Below are 19938 nucleotides of genomic sequence, written 5' to 3'. Positions count from 1 at the left end.
TTAACAATTCTTCACAACTATAACAAACTATGCGTTTAATTGCGAGAATGTTCAAATCACCATCAACATTGTTTTCACATACATTACTATATCAACGAATGCCCATTGACTTGTAAATGAGGAGTGATTATGTCATTTTCATTAACCCCCATTAAACTAATGCCTAACAAACGGGCTTATCAGGATGAACGCCATATCCAAATGTCCAATCAATTAGTCAGCCATTTACACTTACAAAAGAACCGTGAGTTACACCTTACGATAGGGAAAAAGACGATTACTGCACATGTGCAAACAAGTAACATTCCTGCCAACGAGATTCACATTCCGGAACATATGCTGATAGAGTGCAATCTTCCGATTCAAAACCATACCTTTCATGCAGTGGTTTTCCAAGAAAGTCACACCCTTAAGCTGGGTCCAGTGATTGGATTATTAACCGACATTCCATCGACTAAAATTGAGGAGCCGCACTTTCGCACCATTCATTTATTTTGTGAGGAGCTCCATCACGGCATAACTGAACTGGGCGGCTTTTTTTACGTTTTTTCACACGATCAATTTCCTAGTCTAGGTTATTACCTAAAAAATGAAAAATGGATTCCGGCAGAGCTTCCCTTGCCTAATGTCATCTACAACCGGATTCATTCTCGAAAACTCGAACAAACAGAGCTCTTCAAGAAGTTTCGTCAAAAACTTGACCAGCTGGTCATTCCATTTTTTAATGACCGCTTTCTTTCAAAATGGGAAGTGTATGAGAAGTTAAAGGATGAAAACCAACTTCATTCCTATATACCTGAAACAAAAATATTTTCAAAGGAACATCTTTATGATTTTGCCGAAAAATATCAAACGATCTTTCTAAAACCGATACATGGCAGTCAGGGGAGAAACATTTTCAAATTGAAGAAGGAATCGGACCGCCATTACTCATTCCAAACTTCATTAACAACCGTGTCTGACAAATTTAATCAATTGTTTTCTCTGGATGAAATGTATCAACAAATCAAACCGCTCATTCATAATCGAATCTACATCATTCAGCAAGGCATTTCATTTATGACGAATGAATGTAAAGCCATAGATTTCAGAGTTTTATGTCATAAAACTCACATGCATCATTGGGCAGTAACCTCAACTGTTGCAAGGATTGCCGCCGAAACTGAGTTTGTTTCAAATCTAGCACGAGGCGGAACCATTACACGTCCGCTGAATGCCTTACGAACTTGCATGAGTCCAAAGCAATCTTCAGAAGCACTGGCCCTCATTAAGGAATTAGCACTGGAAACCGCTGCGGTGATTAGCCGCCAATCCGAAGGAATAACGGGAGAGCTCGGCATCGACATTGGTATTGATTATGAAGGAAAACCTTGGTTAATCGAGGTGAATTCTAAACCTTCCAAAAACTTCGAGGATGGTTTAGGAAAAATAAGACCGTCAGCAAAAGCTATTATACAATTTTGTACGATCCTGGCATTTGATTCTGCGATAGAAAAGGAGGACTATGAATGATTACATTTGGCATTATGACATTAAATATGGAAAGTGAAAATTTATATATAAACGAAATGGCAAACCTGGCTGAATCATGTGAGATGGAAGTCTTTCGATTTATTCCATCCGATATAAACCCTCATACCCTTCAGGTAAAAGGGCGAAAGTTTGATGTCAAAACAAAGTCCTGGCAGGACAAAGACTTACCGATTCCTACGATTATTTACGACCGCTGTTTTTACGGAGATGATGAACATTCGAAGCAATGCCTCCCGATTGTCTCATGGCTTAAGAGCAGAAAGGATATTACCTTTTTAGGTTACGGCCTGCCTAATAAACTTGAATTATATCATGCAATCAAAAACACAGTCTTATCCTCCTATTTACCGGTCTCTCTGTTAGTTACCGAGCCAGCCCTTGTTTTAAATGAACTTTCCGCTAAGAAAAAGGTAATTTTAAAACCAATTAACGGTTCACAAGGATATGGCATTTATTACGTAAAGAAAAACGACAAAACCTTTCATGTTAAAACAGAAAAGCAAAAACAAATTATTTCACGAATTTTTCCTAATGAGGCCAAGCTCATTCAATGGCTGAGAACTATATTGAAACAGCGCGGCTATCTTTTACAGCCCTACCTGGAACTGTCGAATAATGACCAACAGCCGTTCGATATCCGCATTCTCCTGCAGAAAAATGCAACGGGGGTTTGGGGTGAACGCGGCAGAGGGATTCGTACCGGGAACACGGGCGGAATTTTATCAAACTTGAGTGCCGGCGGTTCTGTCATCAGCTTTTCAGAATGGGCCTCTTCCCTTCCACCTGCAAAGGGAGAATATATTCGCCAGGAATTAGATTATATTCTTAGTCAGCTCCCGGAAATTCTTGAAAAAGAGTTTATGCCATTATTTGAAATTGGTGTTGACATCGGAATTGCTAAAAATGGTTCGATTTGGATTCTCGACATCAACTCCAAACCGGGTAGAAAGGTCCTGTTACACACCCGTCCAGACATACAGAAAACTCTAATTCTTGCCCCCCTCCTTTACGGAAAATACCTTTCTCAGACGGAGCAAATGGAAAGGAAGAACGTTTATGAGAAAACATTATCTCATTGAGGTTGTTCAAAACGATCAATTAATTGTTTTTTGTCCTCCGGACGTCATTCGTGATAAACAAATCAAAAGGGTTGCCTTTGGTTCAAAATCTATGGAAGTAGAATTTCTTCCCCATCCCGATCATAATGACAGGATTGTAATCAGCAGAAAAATTCAAGAGGGGATACAGTTTCCACATTTCAAACTCCCATTGCATACCTTTTTGGAAAATGAAATTCTTTATATTGGCCCTCTCGTTGGAATTTTCACCGCTGGATTTACACCTTTTTCCCAGCAGCCGATCGGTGAGCGGACAGTATTCTTTTCAAAATTGCTTTCTGTAAATAAAACGGTCGGAGCCCTTCCCTTTGTCTTTGGAGAACAGCATATTGACTGGGAGCAGGGAACCATTGCGGGGTATTTTTTTCATGACCATGGATGGCAAACTGTGGAGGTTCCCTTTCCAAATGTCATTTACGACCGGCTGCCAAATCGGAAAAGCGAAGGGAATCCTAAACTTATCAAGGTAAGGGAACGGCTGCAAAAGGAATATCTTATCCCTTGGTATAATCCCGGATTTTTCAATAAACTGGATATTTATGAACGACTGCAGCAGGATGCATCGGTGACGATGTATCTCCCTGAGACCTATCCGTTTACATCCTTTTCCTCACTAGAAACGTTGCTCTCCAAATATGGCCATATTTTTATTAAGCCAAAAAACGGCAGCCTCGGACTGGGTGTTCATCAGATCATATATGACAAAAATACGGACGATTATTATATTCGCTATCAAGACGAAACAGGAGTCAATCGCTTGAGGAAATATTCCAGTCTAGAGCGATTGTTCCAATCGGTATTTGCTAATCAATCACTTGAAAAAATGATTGTGCAGCAAGGAATTCACTTGCTCAGAAATGAGACTCGATCTGTCGATTTTCGTGTCCATACGAATAAAGACGAACATGGAAAATGGCATGTAACTGCAATGGCAGCGAAAATAGCCGGTCAAGGCAGTGTCACAACCCACGCAAGAAGCGGTGGAGATATTAAAACCATCAGCGAGATTTTTTCAAAAGAAGAAGGTGATGCATTCACTGAAAAGCTGTCGCAAGCAGCACTGCTGTTAAGTACGGCCCTTGATGCCCATGTTGAAGGCATTATTGGCGAAATTGGCTTTGATTTAGGCATCGACAGGAATGGTGATGTATGGCTGTTTGAAGCCAATTCCAAACCAGGCAGGTCTATTTTTAGCCATCCGGAATTAAAGGAATTTGATTACCTGACTCGCAAATTATCGATTGCATTTGCTGTTTTTCTTACCGAGCAAGCTCTATTACATCCTGAGGAACTATTTAAATGAAAAAAAATTACCCATCACCGCTGATTGGCATTTTAACATCCCGCAAGGCAAACGGGGCACTTGCCGGTAACGGCCCTCTTTTTATCGAATTGCAAAAAAGGCTTATTTCATTAAACGGAATAAGCTTTGTCTTCATTCCAGAAGAAATAGAGAAGGATTCTATTATTGGCTATCAGTTTTCACCTGATGACAAATGCTGGTTCAAGAAACGATTCCGGTATCCGGACCTCGTTTACAATCGGATCCCTTTTCAGAAATCAGAGCAGGCAGAATCAAGCCAATATTTATTTTCTTTATTAAAAGAAAGGAACATCCCCTTCTTTAACCCTTGTTTTATCGATAAGTATGAGCTGTATCTATTACTGAAAAATCATGATCCCCTTCAGCAATATTTGCCGCAAACCATTCTTGCCAAGGATCAGGAGAAATTGTTTTCATTTTTAAAGAACTTCAATGTGCTGTACTTAAAGCCGCGGTATTCTTCAAAGGGAAAGGGAATCTTTCGTTTAAGTATAAAGGGTCCTGGGCGAATTGAACTTGAAGGAATAAAACACAAGGAGAGTTTTCCATCTTTTAAACTTTTTTGGAAGAGCTGGAACAAGGAGCTGCTTGAAAAAAACTATTTGGCACAAGAAGGAATAGAATCAGAAGAGTACGCTGGTCATCGTTTTGACTTTCGTATCCTCGCTCATGCCGAAGAAGATGATTTTGTGATAACTGGTGTTGGCATTAGGCAATCCCATAAGCAGGGGATCACTACCCATATTCCCGCCGGCGGCAGACTCCTTCCCTATCATATGTTGCAAACAACCGAGCATGATCAATTTATGCAAGCCATTGTCCCACACGTAGGAAAGGCATTATCAGCCAAACTGGGCTTTTTTGGGGAATTTTCTATCGATGCCGGTGTTAGTAAAACTGGCAGATATTATATCTACGAAGTCAATTCGAAACCAATGAGCTTTGATGAAACAGAAATTGAGGAAAGAAAAATCGAGCAGTTATGCCGTTTATTTCTTCAGTTAACAGAAACTCAGAAATGATTGAAAATTGTATTTAAATAATACCCCATTCAATGTAAGCTATAAGTATACCTGATTGAAAAGAAAGGGGATTTGACAGATGCTGATGCACTTTCAATTCAAGCCATTATTTGAAAATAAAAATATTCCAGGCTGGAATTTTTCCTTTTACCACAAGAAGCAAAGGTATACAGGGGTCTACCATCAAACGGGAAAAATTGAATGGACAAAAAATACTCCTGAACAAGAAGATTTTGAAGCTTTGACAAGCCAAATCCATGAATTAATGCTTTACCATGTATACGAGTAATTTTTATTCAACTCACCATGCATGAAAACTCCTCCTTTCCGTAAAATAAAAGTGAAAAACGGGAAAGGATGGGATGGTCATGGAAAAAGGTAAAGAAAAACTGACGAATGAAGGGCCTGCTTTCGAGGGCAAGGATATGGTCTACTTGGATATTGATCGCATGATTAATGAGGGGATGTCCGGCGGCTCTGTACATGCCCGTCATGATACGACAAATATTGAAGAAGCACGAGATCTTGTTGAAGAACAACCGCCATATGAGTGCGATTAATGCCTTCTACCATTAATACTGGCTGTCCTGACGCAGGGCAGCCTTTTTTATTTCTTTCCCTGCAGCGACTATTGGTATAATAAAACTTAAATCGTAAGGTAAATTTTTTGATAATGGGGAAATGAACTATGCTTAGAAAATTATTATCATTATATGAAGATTCCATCTTATTTTCCAGTCGCCCCAATAAGCGTTCAGAGCAATATTACTATTTTTCAAGCGATACAGAGGATGAATGGATTGGTATTCCCAAAACGGAAGTCAGTGATAAAGAAGTTAATTTGCTAAAAGCACTATACAGATTGGATGAAACTAACCATACCAGCGTCACTCCTGCCGCAAAGAACTGGTACGATTTTTTGCATGGAAAGGCCCCTTCCCCGCATTCCCAATTGGATACATATATCCGCTTGATCCAGTTTCATATTAACGGTGATAATGCAAATCAAGCCGAAATTGAATCTGCCTTAAAAGGATTTTTTACGGAAGATGTTATCATTATTTGGGAAAATGGAAATCGAGGAATTGTCATTGAAGAGAAAAAACAGATTTCTCTATCAGAAGAAGAATTAATTTCGATGTCTGAAACGCTAGAAAGTGACTTTTATGTTAAAGTATCTTTTTTTATTGGAAAGTTAAATCTGCTTTCAGAGCAACTTCGTTCTATTTTTCACTTGGAAAAAGAATACTTTTCTTTTGCAATTACGAAGCTTAATAATTCAACAATATTTACATTTGAACGGGTTTTTCCTGCCTTTTTAGCCTATCATTTGCCAGCGGATTTAAGCGCAAGGGCAAGCATTGACATTGACGGGTTATTCCATGAAGACCCGGAAATGTTTGCGACGATTAAGGTATTTCTTGAAAATAACTTGAATGCCAGTATGACAGCCAAAAAATTGTATATTCACCGAAACACACTACAATACCGGATTGATAAATTTACCGAGAAGACAGGTATTGGGTTAAAGGACTTTTATGGTGCATTTACTGTCTTTTTAGCTTGTCTGCTTTTTGACCAAAATCAACGGAAATGACAATATGCCCAAAAAAGCGTTTTCAATCTTTGTGCAACCTGTCCATATTGATTTTCGGCTAATCCCTGTAAACTTAACGTAACAAGTTACTCAGGGGAGGAATTACAAATGGCTGAATTAAAATTAGATCATATTTATAAAATATATGACAATAAAGTAACGGCAGTGCAAGACTTCAATTTACATATTGAAGATAAGGAATTTATCGTGTTCGTTGGTCCGTCTGGCTGCGGTAAATCGACTACACTTCGAATGATTGCCGGTCTAGAAGATATTTCTAAGGGTGATTTTTACATTGATGGAAAAAGGGTCAATGATGTGGCGCCAAAAGATCGCGACATTGCAATGGTTTTCCAAAACTACGCCCTTTATCCACATATGACTGTTTACGATAACATGGCATTCGGCTTAAAGCTTCGTAAATTTCCTAAGGATGAAATTGACCGCCGTGTGAAAGAAGCAGCAAAAATCCTAGGCTTAGAAGCTTACTTAACTCGTAAACCAAAAGCCCTTTCAGGTGGTCAGCGCCAGCGTGTTGCATTAGGACGTGCAATTGTCCGAGATGCAAAAGTATTTTTAATGGACGAACCATTATCAAACCTTGATGCAAAGCTTCGTGTAGCAATGCGCGCTGAAATTGCCAAGCTTCACCGCCGTCTGGATACAACTACTATTTATGTAACACACGACCAAACAGAAGCGATGACAATGGCAACACGATTGGTTGTTATGAAAGATGGAATCATTCAACAGGTTGGTTCACCGAAAGAAGTATATGAAAAGCCGGAAAATGTCTTCGTTGGCGGCTTTATCGGTTCTCCAGCAATGAACTTCTTTAATGGCAAACTCGAAGATGGGAAATTCGTGGTCGGAGAAACCACGATAGCCGTTCCAGAAGGCAAAATGAAATTTCTTCGCGAACAAGGCTATGTTGGAAAACCAATTATCCTTGGAGTTCGTCCGGAAGATATTCATGATGAGCCGCTATTTATTGAAGCATCTGCAGGAACGAAGATTAAAGCTACTATAGATGTTGCCGAATTAACAGGTGCAGAATTAATGGTATATTCTAGTGTTGGAGGCCAGGATTTCGTTGCCCGCCTTGATTCACGCGCAGATGTCCATCCTGGTGATTCCGTGGACCTTGCATTTGACTTAAATAAAGCTCATTTCTTTGATGCTGACACAGAATCAAGGATTAGAACACTTAACGATAAATAATTATGCCTGATATCCCCGTTAGTCCTTTAACGGGGATTATTCTTTTATAAAAATGACTTCATCCGAATGGCATGCAGGACACCTGTATAAATGGGGGCACTTTTCGCCGGAATTTGTATCCGGATACCCGTCCTCCATCTTCATTAAATTTATCTCCATATACGGACTATAATCATCATAAAAATCCATAAGCCTGCCGCTTTCCATCATAGGTTCCCCGCAATTTGTGCACATTAAGTAGAGCTCTCTTAAACCATTGCAGACTGGACATATCGCCATACAATTCACCCTTTTATTTAGAAGATAAGCTTAGTTTATGTTAATATACACCCCCTATGTAGTGGAATAAACTACCAAGTTGATTTTCGAATAGAACTTTAAGAATGATTCATAATAAAGATTACAAAGCAACAACAAAGCAACAAACCATTACAACGATGGATGAAACCAGTCAAGGGTCATAACCGGTGCAACTCCGGATCATCCAACCAATCTTACTAAAAGGAAACCATAATAATATGGGTTAGGCCTAGGAGGCATTCATATGGTTCAATTCCATACTGACCCCAAACTTATTAAGAGGAGTGTTATTCAACATGGCTAGTAACAACAACTCTAATCAACTTTTAGTACCAGGCGTTCAACAAGCACTTGATCAAATGAAGTATGAAATTGCTTCAGAATTTGGTGTAAACCTTGGAGCAGATACGACTTCACGTGCAAACGGTTCTGTCGGTGGAGAAATTACAAAGCGTCTTGTGCAAATGGCAGAATCTCAAATGGGCGGGTTCCAACGCTAATTTTTAGCAAACTCTTTTTAACAAATTCATAATATGGCCTTAGCCCCCTCCTTTATCGGAGGGGGCTTTCATGTTGTGTTTTATACCATTTTTTCAGGCTTCATCCATTCGGTGAATTGCTCCTCGGTGACATAACCTGTTTTCAGGGCTGCTTCTTTCAGTGTGCTATTTTCTTTAAAGGCCAGCTTGGCAATTTCCGCGGCTTTTTCATAACCGATCTGAGGGTTTAGCGCTGTAACAAGCATCAATGACCGTTCCACATGGTCTTTAATGATTTCGACATTTGCTTCAAGACCGACTACGCAATTGTGATTAAAGGAGTTCATCCCATCAGCAAGGAGCCTGATTGATTGGATCAAATTATAAATGATCACTGGTTTAAAGACATTCAATTCGAAATTTCCTTGACTGGCCGCAAAACCAATCGTGGCATCATTGCCAAATACTTGGCAGGCGGCCATTGTTAAGGCCTCGCTTTGAGTGGGATTAACCTTCCCCGGCATAATCGAGCTGCCCGGCTCATTTGCAGGAATCGTTAGTTCGCCAATGCCGCTTCTCGGGCCGCTAGCGAGCCAGCGGACATCATTGGCAATTTTCATAAGATCAGCAGCCAGTGCTTTTAAGGCCCCGTGAACATAGACAATTTCATCATGACTTGTTAATGCATGAAATTTGTTTTCTGAAGAGCGGAAAGGATAACCGGTTAGGGTTGAAAGTTCCATAGCAACTTTTTCACCAAACTTAGGATCTGCATTGATTCCCGTGCCTACCGCCGTTCCGCCAATGGCCAGATCAAGTAGATAATCACTTGCTTCCTTGATCATTCTTTCGTCCTTTTCAAGCATCGCCCGCCAGCCGCTGATCTCTTGTCCCAGTGTTAACGGGGTGGCATCCTGTAAATGCGTTCGGCCAATTTTCACAATTTGCGCGAATGCTTTTTCTTTTTCCCGCAGGGTGGTTTTTAGTTTTTGGATCGCTGGAGTTAAAGTTTCAGTAATCTTTAAATAGGCCGCAATATGCATAGCAGTAGGGAAGGTGTCGTTGGAGCTTTGCGACATATTGACATCATCATTCGGGTGAATTTTTTCTGTGCTGTTTTGTGTTTTTAATAATTCGTTAGCCCGATTGGCAACCACTTCATTCACATTCATATTGGTTTGCGTGCCGCTGCCCGTCTGCCAAACGACTAAAGGAAAATGCTCATCCAAGTCTCCATGATGAATAGCATCACAAATGGTTTGAATCGCCTTCATTTTAGCTTCACTTAGCTTGCCTAATTGAAAATTCACTGCGGCAGCCGCTTTTTTAATATAAGCTAAGCCATAAACAAGCTCCAAGGGCATTTTTTCCGTGCCAATTTTGAAATTTTCCTTGCTCCGCTGTGTCTGTGCCCCCCAAAACTTGTCCGCAGGCACCTGAACCTCACCAAGCGTGTCTTTTTCAATTCGAACATTTTCCACGTGGATTCCACCTCACAAATTCATACTCCTTCCATATATATACCCAAATCTATCCATTTTATTAAAAAAACTGCAGACATTTTGTCTGCAGCCTATGCGCTATAAATAGTATATCCGATATAATAAGAAAGGATTAAAAAACTGCCGATGGCCAATACAACTGAGTAATCTGACATATACATCCACCCCATTTAAATTAAATATCATGTTTAACTTATCATAAGAGGTCAGGGTACCAAGTGATAGAAATTACACTTTCGTAAATAAGGAGTGAATTTTTTGTGAACATTTGTCTTTTCGGTGCGACTGGAAGAGTGGGTTCGGTCATTCTAAAAAATGCATTGGACCATCATTTTTCTGTCCAAGCTGTTGTGCGGGATAGTAGTAAACTGAATCTTGAAGCTTCAGGTCTTACTGTGATTGAAGGAAATGTCTTGAATCAAGCCGTAATTGCGGAATCCATTACAGGTACTGATGCGGTCATATCCGCTTTAAATACGGATGGCGGTTCAACCCTTTCCGAATCTATGCCCTTCATTATTAAACACATGAAGGAAAATGGCATCAGGCGAATAATTGCGATTGGCACAGCCGGAATACTGCAGGCCCGTTCCGCGCCGCATTTATATCGTTTTCAATCGGCAGAATCCAAGCGAAAAAGCACAAAGGATGCTGAGGAACATTTAAAGGCCTACTTGTTATTAAAGGAATCCGGACTTGATTGGACCGTTGTTTGTCCGACTTATTTGCCAATAGGTGAAAGAATTGGCACATATCGATATGAAAAGGATGTTTTACCTGAAAATCCTTCATCTATTTCGATTTATGACACCGGAGATTTCGCGTTTCAACAGCTTTTTAGTGATGAATTTATTGGAGCACGTGTCGGGCTTACATACTAGCCTTTAAAAAGAGGAACTGGCACTCCTTAAAAGAGTGCCAGTTGCTTTTTATTTCCGCTTTCTTTGAAATATTTTTCGGACAAAAATTAGGTAAAAAAGTGTTGGCATGGGGGCTTGAATCAAGCCAACAATTCCCCAGAGCCAATAATTATGATTACGTTTCCTTGCATCCATAAATAAATAGATGCTTTGACATAATAAAATGACGACAACGACAATAATAGTGGTTAACGAAAGCTCTTGTTTCATATTTGCTTCGCCCTCTTCACGAGCCGAGCACTTGTGTATACCACGATGAAGACGGTGGTGATAATTTGCACAAGGATAAAAATAGCCGGCATTTGATACAGGGATACAATCAGTCCACTTAAAATGATGAACGCAATTGTAAAAAAGACTGATAAATCTTTAATTAATTTTTTCCTTTTGTTATGCTGCTCTTGGATCACCATTTGTTCAAACCATTGTAAATTGGGCGTATAGACAGGAAATTGATCGATTTTCTCTAATCCCTCTTGCAGCTCGTGAATTGCATCAAAGTCTTGTTTATTTTGTTGTTCGCTGTTCAGTATGATGACTTTCTGTTTCTTCACCCAGCTTCAGCTCCCTTCTGACTGACTTTATTCCGTTATGCACCCGTGATTTAACTGTTCCGGGAGAAATCTTCATCCATTCTCCAATTTCTTCGTAGGAATAACCATAATAGTGCTTCAAAATGATCGGGACCCGGACATCCTCCGGCAGCTTCCCTAGTGCCTCAAGGGTATCATTCCATTCCTCATTCCTGCTTTCAAAATGCCATTTCAGCTTACGGTATACCTCTTCTTGTCCCTGCCAGGTTTTCTCCCGCTTCTTTTTACGGCATTGGTCAATGTATGTATTGGTCGCGATTGAAACGAGCCATGTAGAAAATTTACTTTGACCATTATACAGGTGAATCTTTTGAATACATTTCGCCATTGTCTCTTGTGCTAATTCTTCTGCTGTATCGGGATTCATTGTAATTTTCATTAAATATTTTACAAGGAATGGATAGTTTTCTTTAAACAGCATGGCAAATGCAAGATGATCCCCTTTTTTCGCATTTTTAATCAATGCATCCATTCGGCAATAGCCCTCTCTTTCCCCCATCATCCCTGCTTATCTCTATATATTTGTTAGACGCATGAAACGCAGAATCGTTCATTCTATAGTTTAGCTTCGAGTTTTTTTTGATAATTGTCAATAATTGTCCATACAATTCTTCGTTTAAACGATTATTTTTTTATAAAATTGAACTGGATTTATCAGAAAAAAAGAAAGGTTGTGCTTTATGGCTTATAAGTCGCGGACGGAACGAGAAGAACTAACGATATTAAGAATCTTAGACCCAAGAATGAAATTACCCGAGGAAGATAAAAGAAACTTTTTGTATTTGAAAAAGGGCTTTGAAGGAGAGATGAAGTTTGATTCTTTAACAGAAAAATTGGAAAGTGATTGTTTAATTTTAAATGATTTGCTTCTTGAGTTAAATAAATCGAAGTTCCAGATTGATTCGTTGCTCATACAAGATAAATTGTACCTTTTTGATGTAAAAAATTTGGAAGGAGATTATTATTATGAAAACGGTGAATTTTACTACCAGGCGGGGAAGTTAACAAATAATCCGATTGCCCAATTACAACGATGTGAATCCCTGCTCCTTCAATTGCTCCAAAAATATGGTTTTAAGCTGCCTGTAGAATCACGCCTAGTGTTTATCAACCCCGAATTTACCCTTTATCAAGCACCTAAAAATAAGCCTATCGTTCATCCCACACAAGTTAATGCCCTAATGAAAAAATTAAATTCGTGGACCGGGAAGGTTAACGGAAAACATAAAAAACTCGCAGATCTATTAGTTTCCATGCATCAAGTTGAATCCCCTTATCCTCGGGTTCCGCGCTATGAGTTTAAGGGGCTGAGAAAAGGTGTGATTTGTTTTTCTTGCCCATCTTTTTTCCTTACTGTTAATGGGAGAAAGATTGTTTGTGATGATTGCGGCTGTGCGGAGAGTATTGATGCCGCAATACTGCGATGCGTAAAGGAGCTCAAGCTTCTATTTCCGGATTTGAAAATTACTACTAGTGTGGTTTTTGATTGGTGTGGGGGGGAATTACGGAAAATAGTATTAGAAGAATTTTGCATCAAAACTTTAAAGTATTAGGATCTGGCAGGTGGTTATATTTCGAGTAATGTTTCATTTTCCCTTGAGGGATATTGATTTTGTAGCAAGAGTCGGAGTATCTCCTTCCTACTTCGATTCTTGCTCTCTTTTAGCCCAACATTGTCGTGGGATCTTTCTATTTCTATGTTTCCACTCTTTTTTGGCTCAAATAACGAAGTAGCACCTCTCTACTTCTATGTTCACCCTCTTTTTTGGATCAAACATAGAAGTAGCACCTCTCTACTTCTATGTTCACCCTCTTTTTTGGACCAAACATTGAAGTAGAACCTCTCTACTTCTATGTTCACCCTTTTTTTTGGACCAAACATTGAAGTAGAACCTCTCTACTTCTACGTTCACCCTCTTTTTTGGACCAAACATTGAAGTAACCCACATATAAAAAAGAGCACGATCTACTCTCGTGCCCTTTTACAGACTTAATGCTCTTTATCTTTGCCTTTTCCTTTATTCTTATTCTTATCCTTATTCTTCTTATCCCATTTCTCTTTTTGTTTATTCCATTTTTCTTCCCATTTCTGGACTTCGTTGTTGAACTTCTCTTGAAAATTACTCTTTTCTTGTTCCTTTTTTCTCGCCTCAATAAGGGAAGCAATATGCGGTACATTAAAGCTTTGATTTGGTGAGCTTTTTAATGCTTCCTTCATGACTTCGCGGAAAATAACCGAAGAACCAGTTCCGCTAACCGGCGTTATATAATGTTCAGCATCCGTCTGATCATAGCCAACCCAAAACGCGCCCACTAACTGCGGTGTGTAGCCGACAAACCATTGATCCTTTAAACCGTTGATGCCCTTAATTGGAACCTGCGTAGAGCCTGTTTTCCCCGCTGTTTCCCTGCCGGGTATTTGTGCCGGTTTCCCGGTACCCAGTTCTACAACACCAAGGAGCATAGTTGTCATATTATCAGTGACCGCCTTAGTGGTCACCCGCTCTTTTTGTGCCTTCCATTCTGCAACAACTCTGCCATTAGAATCGACAATTTTTTGAATGACATGGGCCCCTACTCGTACACCATTATTTGGAAATACCGAGAAAGCCTCAGCCATATCTAATGGGGACACACCTTTATGCAAGCCCCCGAGAGCCATTGATAAAGAACGATCTTCTTTTTCCAAGGAAATCCCAAACCGCTTAACTGCATCGACTCCTTTTTCAATTCCTAATTCATTAAGGAGCCACACAGCAGATACGTTTTTTGATTCCTTTACTGCTTCATACATCGGTACTTCACCAGCGTATTGATGGTCGTAGTTGCTAGGTTGATAATTCCCGAACTTCATTTGTTCGTCCTTCAACATATCTGTTAGTTTCCAGCCTTCTTCAAGTGCAGGAGTGTACACAGCTAAAGGCTTAAAGGATGAACCCGGCTGGGCTTTTAATTGAGAGGCGCGATTGTAGCCCCTAAAGGTATGCTCACCTCTTCCGCCGACAAGAGCCCTAATCCCTCCTGATTTCGGATCTATTAAAACTCCTCCGCTTTGTATGAGAGGGTCCCCTCCATTTGGAAATAAGGTATCATTCGTATACGTACTCTCCATCGCCGTTTGCATCGCCGGATCGAGCTCGGTAAAAATTTGATAGCCGCCTGTTAGTAGTTCATCCTGAGTAAACCCGTACTCCCGGATTGCCTCATCCAGAACTTGATCGACATAGTATGGGAATTTCCCCCTAAAGGGATCGCCGCCTTTATCATTTAAGGCTACTTTTTCCAGTTTTGCTTTTTCAAATTGCTCGCTGGAAATAACTCCTTGCTTCTCCATTTGGGCTAATACCAGATTTCGCCGTTCCGTTGCCGCTTCCATATGTTCGTATGGGTTAAGGGCAGACGGCGCCTTGATCAGTCCTGCCAGTAAGGCTGATTCGCTTAAAGTCAAATCCTTGACTTCTTTTGCAAAATATTTGCTGGCTGCTTGTTTAATTCCATACGCACCATTACCAAAGTAAATTTGATTCAAATACATTTGTAAGATTTCCTGTTTCGTATATTCCCGTTCCACCGCAATCGCCAAAAAGACTTCCTGCATTTTTCGCTTCAATGTCTTTTCTGAAGTAAGAATTGTATTTTTCGTTAATTGCTGTGTAATGGTACTGCCGCCTTCAACCATTCCACCTGCTTTCAGGTCGCGGAACAATGCTCTAGCGGTACCAATTAAATCCACACCATTATGGCTGTAGAACCGATGATCCTCGATGGCGATAATCGCATTCTTCATTGAATCAGGAACATCGCCAATCGGCACCCCTTCATTTTTATTGGCTGATACCTTACTTGCCACATTCCCGCTAACATCATAAAAGACGGTGGGCTGGGGAAGCTCATTTTTTAGTCCTGATATGTCAGCATCTTTTGAAAAATAATATAAAAGTCCAAAAAAGCTTAGAATCATAATCAACATAAATAACACGATACTTTGGAGCAAATGCCACTTTTTCAAGTTCTTAAAAATGCCAACTATTTTTTCTTTAAATACCAATTTGATGACGTCCTTTATCTGTAATCTCTAGCAACAGGTATATTTTTCGATTTTGGTCGAGGTTTTATGACGGTTTGGAAATATATTCATAAAAAAGATGCGGCTAGAACCTCATCTTTTAAATTTTTTGTTTTATTCACTTTTCGTCAATTCTTTAAAGCGCTGTTTGGATAGTTTTTCATCGAAGCTGCTAAAGATTCGATAGTTTCTTTCATCTAGGATGCGAAAATGTTTGCTGAGAATATTTTGTTGAAGGATAAATCCATTTTTCTGTGATACAATTCTCCACCAAACCCGTCCGCCCAACGTTTTCGTTTTACGCAGGTCGATGCCATTTAGGGCAACCGTTTCTAACACCTCAAGGGGCTCGCTGCCAAATAAATATTGGACCGTTTCCGTTTCACGAAAAAGGGCACATATGGAAACGACTGTCGACCAATTTGCTTGAACTCTTCCTTTTTCAATTTGTACGAGCGTTTTCTTTGATACACCAATAATATCCGCCATTTTATCTTGTGTATATCCAGCTTCCGTCCGGATGAGACGAAGCTTTTCAGAAACCTGCATTATAATTTCATCTCTCGTCATAATAAGCCCTTCCTTCAATTACATCTAGTGTAATTTTACACAATTTTTCTTTATCATACAAATCTTATTAATAAAGAAAACAAGCCGAATCGCAAAGACGTAGGGGTAATCGCAATTATGCGTTATAAAAAAGCTGCTATCCGATTCCGGGCAGCAGCTTTTACAAACCATTATTTCACTTGTGGGGGAATACCGCACTGGCTGGAACATGAACTTTTTAAATCGCAGGCTGCGCATTTCCCCTTTTTGGATTTATTAATAAACTTCACTAATGCATAGCTGGCGTATCCAAAAATTGCAACACCGATAATGATACTGGCAATCATTTGCTCCACCTCTTTTTTATTTTAAACCAATCCAAACAATTTGCCGCCTTGATATATAATCAGAGCCAATACATAGGCGATCACGAAAGCATATCCCATTGAAAAAGCTGTCCACTTTTTTGAGCTTGTTTCCTTATAGATCGTTGCAACCGTTGCCAGGCATGGAATATATAACAAGATAAACACCATAAAGCTGTAGGCAGCGAGCGGCGTATAATAATCGGCCAATAATCCTTGCAGGCTGGCATCATTCGGAACGAAATAAATAATATTCATCGTTGAGATAATCGCTTCTTTAGCAAGAAATCCGGTAATTAATGAGGCGGAAGCCTGCCAAGTGCCGAAACCAATCGGATCAAAGATTGGCGCAATCACATTTCCAATCGCAGCTAAATAACTATGATCCATATCTACTTTTAACCCATCAGGTCCCGCATAAGATAAAAGCCAGATAAAAACGGATCCGGCAAAGATAAATGTTCCCGCTTTTCTTATGAAACCCTTCCCTTTGTCCCAAGTGCTTCGCCATAATGATTGAAACTGTGGAAGCCTGTAAGGAGGCAGCTCGATTACAAATAAGGATGCTTCTGATTTTAATAATGTAGAAGAAAAGATTTTTGCCAGAATTAAAGCTACGACAATTCCCAGAACATAAAGGCTAAGAACGATAAATGCTTTATGGCCAGCAAAAAAAGCTCCGACAAATAAAGCGTAAACCGGCAGTCGTGCCGAGCATGACATTAATGGCGTTAGCAAAATGGTCAACAAACGCTCTCTTGGCGTTTCAATCGTTCTTGCCGCCATGATCCCAGGCACGTTGCAGCCAAAACCAATCATCATGGGAATAAACGCTTTGCCATTTAAGCCAACTGATTCCATAATTCGGTCCATAACCAGCGCTACGCGAGCCATGTACCCGGAGTCCTCTAATAATGAAATAAAGAAGAACAGAATAAAGATTTGCGGGACAAACACTAGAACACCGCCAACCCCTGCGACCAATCCTTCAATAATTAAAGCATGGATAAAGGCTGAGGCATTGATGGCTGTTAATACACTTTCAAATCCAGCTGTTACAGGTCCTGTTAATAAGCCATCTAACGCATCAGATAGCGGGGTGCCGAGCCAATCAAATGTCAGCATAAACATCAGATACATAAGCACCAAAAAAATCGGCATCCCCAGGTAGCGATTTGTGACAATTTTATCTACCTTTTCAGATAACGGGATGGACGAATCACTTTTTCTTGCTACATCTGCCACGATTTTAGCAATGACTTCTTTTCTTTTTCCATAAATAAAATTAGCTAATGATTTTGTATCATGTAGTTTCTGTAATTTGGATTCTAAGTTGGCAATAATTGTCTTGATTCTTTGCTGATCTGTAATCCTATTTACATAATCTTTAACAAATTCATTTCCTTCAATGTATTGAATCGCTAGAAAGCGTAGAGAGTGACTGGTTTTATTAGTCATTTCTCCCGCCAATGCTGTTATCGCCTCTTCGACTTCTTTTCCATAGTAAACGAGGTTCTTTTTAGCCGGTTGGATGGACTTGGTGGAAATAACATCAACAAGCTTATCACAGCCTTTTCCGCTCCTAGCTACGACAGGAACAACAGGAACACCGAGAACACTTGAAAGCTTCGATGCGTCGATTTGAATTCCGCGCTTATTTGCGACATCAATCATATTAAGACCAATTAGGGCCGGTTTCTCAAACTCTAACAACTGCAGTGTCAAATGTAAATTCCGTTCTAATTGGGAAGCATCTAAAATATTGAGTAAGCGATCAACGGATTCATTTAAAAAGTATGAGGTAACAACGCCTTCATCCTTTGATAAGGGATTAAGTGTATAGACTCCTGGCAAATCAATTAATTGGCCAATATTATTTTTGAATACGCCAACCTTCTTTTCAACTGTAACACCGCTCCAGTTCCCCACATACTCATAGGAACCTGTTAGATTATTAAACAATGAAGTTTTTCCTGTATTCGGGTTTCCAATAAGAGCGATTTCCATTATATTCTCTCCACTTCAATCTGAACTGCTTCTTTACGGCGGATGCCAACACATTGCCCGCAAGATTCAATCATAATTGGGCCGCCAAACGGCATGACGCATTTCACGCATACTTCTGACCCTTCGGTAATCCCTAAGTCGAGCAAGCGCCTTTGTACGAGAAGGCCAACATGAGAAATGTCAATAATTTTCCCCTTATCTCCCGTTTTTAAAGAACCGAACATGTATCTCACCCTATCTATGTTAATTGAGAATGATTATCTTTCTATATTGTCATTTTAACACTTTTTTTACGATAATAGCATAAAAATTTTGTGACAAAAGTTCGAAAAAAAAAGAAAAGCAGTCCGCTTTTCTTTTTCCATCCATCTTATTTTCCCTGTATGAAACTTTTCTTTGGCATGGCACCGATGACTAGGATGATGATAATCGCACTTATGATGAAGCTTGGAAGCATATATGTCCCATTATATATGAGCGAATAAGTTGTAACGGGCTGGCCTTTAGGTGCATATTCACCGAAGAAAACAATTCCAGAAACAACATGACATAAATAGCGGAGAAAGCTTCCCAATAAAGCTCCAATAACAGAATATACCATCCACTTACCTTTCTTACCATCAGTAAGAGATTTTTGAATATATCCTGCAAAAACACCTGCAAAACCAACTACAGTAAAAGCAACAAAATAATCAATGATCCCTTGAACAATGGTATAAATTTGGGCAAAACCAAGTATAAACTGTAATAATCCCAGTAAAAAACCTGTCAACAAACCGCCCTTTATTCCCCAGCGGTAGGCCATAAGGAAAATCGGAACCATTGCAATCGAAATAGACCCACCCTGCGGCCAAAATCTTGCCATAAGGAATCCTGATAATAAATCAAGTAAATAAGCAAGTGCTGTAAAAACAGCGATTTCTGTTATAAATAGCGTGTTACTCCTCTTTTTGTTCATTTCTCTTTCCCCCTATTCCACAAGAGAAACGCAAAAAAGCAATGCAAGACGAAAAGGATTGTCTGCATTGCTTTATTATCGGCAAACCACATCCCTACGCTAGCGTTAACTAACAGGTTCATAGGGTCAGAACTCTAACGTTCACTCTCAGCCGCCTTTTAGCAGCTCCCCCTGTGGAAGTATTCTATTGATTTCCTATAGAATATACTACTATTTCAAGGTAATTACAAGGGTATTATTTTTTTCGCCAAGTATCATATTGGGAAAATTATTATTATTTTATTAAAAAAAGGATTTTTGCCTTCATCAGCGAATTTACATGGTAACCAGTTTTGTTAAAATGAAACGGAAGATAAATTTTCGACTTCGAGAATTACGGGCGCT

General features: G+C 39.7%; 21 protein-coding genes and 1 riboswitch. Of the genes, 11 read left to right on the top strand and 10 right to left on the bottom strand.

The window, feature by feature from the left end:
• Positions 1 to 129 precede the first annotated feature (129 nt).
• The 9 genes from FAY30_RS07075 to FAY30_RS07030 all read left to right on the top strand — a co-directional run bounded on the left by FAY30_RS07075 (position 130) and on the right by FAY30_RS07030 (position 8615).
• Entirely contained in the window at positions 130 to 1512 is a 1383-nt protein-coding gene (locus tag FAY30_RS07075; protein ID WP_149869204.1) for a YheC/YheD family endospore coat-associated protein, read from the top strand.
• A complete protein-coding gene (locus FAY30_RS07070; protein ID WP_149869203.1) occupies positions 1509 to 2612 on the top strand; it encodes a YheC/YheD family endospore coat-associated protein in 1104 nt (367 codons plus the stop codon). The genes FAY30_RS07075 and FAY30_RS07070 overlap by 4 nt, the downstream gene beginning before the upstream one ends.
• Positions 2590 to 3954 (top strand): YheC/YheD family endospore coat-associated protein, encoded by a 1365-nt coding sequence (locus FAY30_RS07065; RefSeq protein WP_149869202.1) that lies wholly within the window; start codon positions 2590 to 2592, stop codon positions 3952 to 3954. Before FAY30_RS07070 ends, FAY30_RS07065 begins: the two co-directional genes overlap by 23 nt.
• Positions 3951 to 4997 carry a YheC/YheD family endospore coat-associated protein gene (locus FAY30_RS07060; RefSeq protein WP_149869201.1) on the top strand — a complete coding sequence of 349 codons (1047 nt, stop codon included), beginning with the start codon at positions 3951 to 3953 and terminating at the stop codon, positions 4995 to 4997. Before FAY30_RS07065 ends, FAY30_RS07060 begins: the two co-directional genes overlap by 4 nt.
• A gap of 79 nt (positions 4998 to 5076) precedes the next feature.
• Positions 5077 to 5286 (top strand): YheE family protein, encoded by a 210-nt coding sequence (locus FAY30_RS07055; protein ID WP_149869200.1) that lies wholly within the window; start codon positions 5077 to 5079, stop codon positions 5284 to 5286.
• Between the two features lie 79 nt (positions 5287 to 5365).
• The gene (locus tag FAY30_RS07050) at positions 5366 to 5557 is read left to right on the top strand and encodes a hypothetical protein (RefSeq protein WP_149872628.1); all 192 of its coding nucleotides are present in this window, start codon (positions 5366 to 5368) and stop codon (positions 5555 to 5557) included.
• A 128-nt stretch (positions 5558 to 5685) separates the two neighbouring features.
• The gene (locus FAY30_RS07045) at positions 5686 to 6594 is read left to right on the top strand and encodes a PucR family transcriptional regulator (protein WP_149869199.1); all 909 of its coding nucleotides are present in this window, start codon (positions 5686 to 5688) and stop codon (positions 6592 to 6594) included.
• Between the two features lie 108 nt (positions 6595 to 6702).
• Complete coding sequence (locus tag FAY30_RS07040) at positions 6703 to 7815, top strand: ABC transporter ATP-binding protein (protein ID WP_149869198.1); 1113 nt, start codon at positions 6703 to 6705, stop codon at positions 7813 to 7815.
• A gap of 596 nt (positions 7816 to 8411) precedes the next feature.
• Positions 8412 to 8615 carry an alpha/beta-type small acid-soluble spore protein gene (locus FAY30_RS07030; protein WP_149869196.1) on the top strand — a complete coding sequence of 68 codons (204 nt, stop codon included), beginning with the start codon at positions 8412 to 8414 and terminating at the stop codon, positions 8613 to 8615.
• A gap of 80 nt (positions 8616 to 8695) precedes the next feature.
• Here FAY30_RS07030 and fumC read toward each other — a convergent pair whose 3' ends face one another.
• The gene (gene fumC / locus FAY30_RS07025; protein WP_149869195.1) at positions 8696 to 10075 is read right to left on the bottom strand and encodes a class II fumarate hydratase; all 1380 of its coding nucleotides are present in this window, start codon (positions 10073 to 10075) and stop codon (positions 8696 to 8698) included.
• A gap of 281 nt (positions 10076 to 10356) precedes the next feature.
• Between fumC and FAY30_RS07020 the strand changes: the two genes are divergently transcribed.
• Complete coding sequence (locus FAY30_RS07020; RefSeq protein ID WP_149869194.1) at positions 10357 to 10977, top strand: NAD(P)-dependent oxidoreductase; 621 nt, start codon at positions 10357 to 10359, stop codon at positions 10975 to 10977.
• A 48-nt stretch (positions 10978 to 11025) separates the two neighbouring features.
• On the opposite strand, the gene FAY30_RS07015 is transcribed toward FAY30_RS07020, so the two are convergent.
• The 3 genes from FAY30_RS07015 to sigY are packed head-to-tail and all read right to left on the bottom strand — an operon-like array spanning position 11026 to position 12081.
• Positions 11026 to 11226: a sigma-Y antisigma factor component gene (locus tag FAY30_RS07015; protein ID WP_149869193.1), complete on the bottom strand. Its 201-nt coding sequence runs from the start codon at positions 11224 to 11226 to the stop codon at positions 11026 to 11028.
• Positions 11223 to 11570, bottom strand: a complete 348-nt coding sequence (locus FAY30_RS07010; protein ID WP_149869192.1) for a YxlC family protein — start codon at positions 11568 to 11570, stop codon at positions 11223 to 11225. Before FAY30_RS07010 ends, FAY30_RS07015 begins: the two co-directional genes overlap by 4 nt.
• On the bottom strand, positions 11524 to 12081 hold the full coding sequence (sigY, locus tag FAY30_RS07005; RefSeq protein WP_149869191.1) for an RNA polymerase sigma factor SigY: 558 nt from the start codon (positions 12079 to 12081) through the stop codon (positions 11524 to 11526). The genes FAY30_RS07010 and sigY overlap by 47 nt, the downstream gene beginning before the upstream one ends.
• Positions 12082 to 12289: 208 nt before the next feature.
• Here sigY and FAY30_RS07000 point away from each other — a divergent pair, with 208 nt between their 5' ends.
• A complete protein-coding gene (locus FAY30_RS07000) occupies positions 12290 to 13162 on the top strand; it encodes a nuclease-related domain-containing protein (protein ID WP_223820918.1) in 873 nt (290 codons plus the stop codon).
• A gap of 437 nt (positions 13163 to 13599) precedes the next feature.
• Here the strand turns inward: FAY30_RS07000 and FAY30_RS06995 are convergent, their stop codons facing one another.
• The 6 genes from FAY30_RS06995 to thiT all read right to left on the bottom strand — a co-directional run bounded on the left by FAY30_RS06995 (position 13600) and on the right by thiT (position 19554).
• A complete protein-coding gene (locus tag FAY30_RS06995) occupies positions 13600 to 15657 on the bottom strand; it encodes a transglycosylase domain-containing protein (protein WP_223820917.1) in 2058 nt (685 codons plus the stop codon).
• Between the two features lie 132 nt (positions 15658 to 15789).
• Positions 15790 to 16245, bottom strand: a complete 456-nt coding sequence (locus FAY30_RS06990) for a helix-turn-helix transcriptional regulator (RefSeq protein ID WP_149869190.1) — start codon at positions 16243 to 16245, stop codon at positions 15790 to 15792.
• A 170-nt stretch (positions 16246 to 16415) separates the two neighbouring features.
• On the bottom strand, positions 16416 to 16571 hold the full coding sequence (locus FAY30_RS06985) for a FeoB-associated Cys-rich membrane protein (RefSeq protein WP_149869189.1): 156 nt from the start codon (positions 16569 to 16571) through the stop codon (positions 16416 to 16418).
• Positions 16572 to 16592: 21 nt separating this feature from the next.
• Complete coding sequence (gene feoB / locus FAY30_RS06980) at positions 16593 to 18596, bottom strand: ferrous iron transport protein B (RefSeq protein WP_149869188.1); 2004 nt, start codon at positions 18594 to 18596, stop codon at positions 16593 to 16595.
• Positions 18596 to 18820, bottom strand: a complete 225-nt coding sequence (locus FAY30_RS06975; protein ID WP_149869187.1) for a FeoA family protein — start codon at positions 18818 to 18820, stop codon at positions 18596 to 18598. Before FAY30_RS06975 ends, feoB begins: the two co-directional genes overlap by 1 nt.
• 146 nt (positions 18821 to 18966) lie before the next feature.
• Entirely contained in the window at positions 18967 to 19554 is a 588-nt protein-coding gene (thiT, locus tag FAY30_RS06970; protein WP_149869186.1) for an energy-coupled thiamine transporter ThiT, read from the bottom strand.
• 74 nt (positions 19555 to 19628) lie between these two features.
• Positions 19629 to 19736: riboswitch (TPP riboswitch) on the bottom strand.
• Positions 19737 to 19938: the final 202 nt, after the last annotated feature.

The organism is Bacillus sp. S3 (genome assembly GCF_005154805.1).
Taxonomy (GTDB): domain Bacteria; phylum Bacillota; class Bacilli; order Bacillales; family Cytobacillaceae; genus Neobacillus.
This window is presented reverse-complemented; position numbering and strand designations above follow the sequence as displayed.